Source organism: Hyalangium sp. (assembly GCF_045802625.1).
GTDB lineage: Bacteria > Myxococcota > Myxococcia > Myxococcales > Myxococcaceae > Hyalangium.
In genome coordinates this window covers 1-1,999 of the sequence record NZ_JBJMQP010000130.1, presented here as the reverse complement: position 1 = coordinate 1,999, position 1,999 = coordinate 1, and the positions used below count along the sequence as shown (strand labels likewise).

The 1,999-nt window shown below is 65.0% G+C and carries 3 protein-coding genes and 1 pseudogene; 1 reads left to right on the top strand and 3 read right to left on the bottom strand.

Going from position 1 to position 1,999, the window contains the following annotated elements; all coding sequences use genetic code 11:
- Positions 1 to 238, top strand: a pseudogene (locus tag ACJ8AT_RS24330) (IS4 family transposase); the annotation flags it as partial.
- A 148-nt stretch (positions 239 to 386) separates the two neighbouring features.
- On the opposite strand, the gene ACJ8AT_RS24325 reads toward ACJ8AT_RS24330, so the two are convergent.
- From ACJ8AT_RS24325 to ACJ8AT_RS24315, 3 genes are all read right to left on the bottom strand, one after another.
- Entirely contained in the window at positions 387 to 653 is a 267-nt protein-coding gene (locus ACJ8AT_RS24325) for a hypothetical protein (RefSeq protein ID WP_407740226.1), read from the bottom strand.
- A gap of 139 nt (positions 654 to 792) precedes the next feature.
- Positions 793 to 1,362: an imm11 family protein gene (locus ACJ8AT_RS24320; RefSeq protein WP_407740225.1), complete on the bottom strand. Its 570-nt coding sequence runs from the start codon at positions 1,360 to 1,362 to the stop codon at positions 793 to 795.
- Between the two features lie 15 nt (positions 1,363 to 1,377).
- On the bottom strand, positions 1,378 to 1,999 hold a 622-nt coding region (locus ACJ8AT_RS24315; protein ID WP_407740224.1), incomplete at its 5' end, for an AHH domain-containing protein.

Here is a 1,999-nt window from a genome sequence, read left to right as displayed (position 1 = left end):
TGCCTTGGCCTGCGCCCTGCTGACGCTGCTGGGAGCGGCCGGCGAGAGCTTGGGCATGGAGCGTTACCTCAAGGCCAACACCGTCAAGCGCCGCACCTACTCGCTCTTCCGCCAGGGCTGCATGTATTACCAAGCCATCCCCAACATGCCCGAGCACCGCCTGCGCCCGCTGCTCGAACGCTTCGCTCAACTCGTCTGCGAACAACCCGTCTTCCGCGAGAGCCTCGGACTTTTATGAGGGGATGCCTCAGCACCAACACGGCAAGGAACAGCACTTCGGCCTTCCAGAGAATTCGCCAGGGCATGGGGCCCCCCTTTGTGTGAGCAGGGGAGCAGGTTAGGGGGCAGCCACCCGGCAGAGGAGGATTTGCCGGGGGGTGTTCGCGCTAGGAACCCACGGGCTCTGCGGGCAGGCGGATCCGCTCCAAATCCTGCTCGAATGTGGTGCCTTGCTCGCGCCACGAGGAGCGCGTCCGACGTGCCCGCGTCTGGCTCGCCCGGACGCGTTCCACGAGCCCCAGCGCGCACCACGAGGCCCGCGTCGACGTGACCGCCTGGACGTGCACCACGAGCCCAGCGCGCACCACGAGGCCCGCGTCGCGGTGTCCGGCCTGGAGGTGCTCCACGAGCCCAGCGCGCACCACGAGGCCCACGTCCGACGTGTCCGGCCTGGAGGCGCTCCACGAGCCCCAGCAACCACGGCGAGCTGACCGTCTGACGTGACCGGCCTGGAGGCGCTCCACGAGCCCTCAGCGCTCACAGCAAGCCGCGCCGACGTGCGGCGGGACTTGGCTAGACCTCAATGAAGCGTGTTCCTGTAGCGCGCATGTGCTCTAGGGCGCTCTTGATCTCCTCGGAGACGATCAAGGCGACCTCCCAGCCTTCGGGACGAAACACCTTGGCGCTTCCGACCTTCGCCTTGTCGATGCGTAGATCATCTATGGCCCAGTACGTTCCCACCTTGTCGGGACGTCCATCCTCCGGGGTCCAAAACTGCACCTTGGATGCTTTCTCGTCGATGCAGCGAATGAGGCGCGTTGCAACAAAGACGAGGTACTGATCCGGTTGGCCCTCAATGTCTGCTGGGATCAACTGCACGTCCCCTGGGGCTTGCTCTGACAGCACGGACCCGATCTTGACGTGGACGACGGGGATCCCTATCCCCGCTTCGGAGAAGTCCAGCGGCCTGCCCGCGATCTTGATGGGGATTTTCAGCCGTCCCACTCCCGCTTCGGATACGGGCGCTCCCCTCGTGAAATCCCAGTCGTGCACCCTACGGCCCTGACTGTCGATGGGGGTTGTCAGGTGCCAGCGACGGGGAACGGACACATCGTCAGCGAGTTTGAAGAAGCGCCGGGGCATACAGACGTTCTAGCGTCATTTCCCGAGGGTGACGAGTCGGTTGAGTTCTGTTCCGGGTGTGGCGATTTCGCGTGCTAGTTTCCTGAGCGCATCCGTGAGGTTCTCTCGGCACTCCTGCACGGCGCTACAGTCTCCCAGCGCCCTCCGTAAGCGCTCGTAGACGAGTTCGTGATAGCGCTGCGGGTGCGGTCCCTTGTGCCCCTTGATAGGCACGATGTTTTCGGTGTCCTCCAGCCCCATCCCCGCTCGCGCGTACAGTTCTTCGAGCCTGGGAGTCCACGGGCCACCGCGCAACGTAGAGATCTTGTTCGCCCTGGTTCCGATGTGGTGATTCTCAACGCGATTGCGGCGCCCGCCGCTCGCCGCCATGGCCACCGCGCCCGGGGCCAGCGCCATGCTGAAGCCGTCCTCCGTCACGGCCACCGATTCCACCGCGCCGACCTCGGACAGCAGGATCCCTTCCCGCTTCGCCGCATGAAGCGACACTTGAGCCGAGCCGGGCAGTGTCGCCACCTGTTCCGCGAACCCTTTCGCCGTGTGCGTGAGCAGCGCCATCACGATCATGGCGAAGGCTTGCGCCGCTTCACGTGAGAACAGTCGGCCGAACTTCTCGCCCGCTTCGCGGATCTGGTCGAAG

Coding starts and splice junctions, on each gene's coding strand:
- ACJ8AT_RS24320 (WP_407740225.1), bottom strand. CDS start 1,362: ATGCCCCGGCGCTTCTTCAAACTCGCTGACGATGTGTCCGTTCCCCGT.